Below are 240 nucleotides of genomic sequence, written 5' to 3'. Positions count from 1 at the left end.
ACCCCCCAAAGCACACCGAGATCAACTCCGAGTTTGATATTACACAAACTCAGTCAGAGACGTCATCAACATCACGTAATTTTTCGAGAGAAAATCACACAGGTTCTGTCGGAATTATTCCGGCTTTTACCAGAACTATTTGTGGCGATTGCAATCGAATTAGAGTTACATCCACCGGAACATTTAAAAACTGTTTGTTTGATGATGGCGTTTTTAATTTAAGAGATTTTATTAGAAATG

Annotated in this window: 1 pseudogene; it reads left to right on the top strand. The window is 37.9% G+C overall.

The features are described 5' to 3' along the window. Positions 1-240, top strand: a pseudogene (locus ACEWL1_RS12195) (cyclic pyranopterin phosphate synthase MoaA); the annotation flags it as partial.

The sequence above is a fragment of the Polaribacter gochangensis genome, assembly GCF_046224025.1.
In the GTDB taxonomy this organism is placed as follows: Bacteria; Bacteroidota; Bacteroidia; order Flavobacteriales; family Flavobacteriaceae; genus Polaribacter; species Polaribacter gochangensis.
Note: the sequence above shows the minus strand (reverse complement) of the source record. Positions and strands in the feature narration are given on the sequence as shown.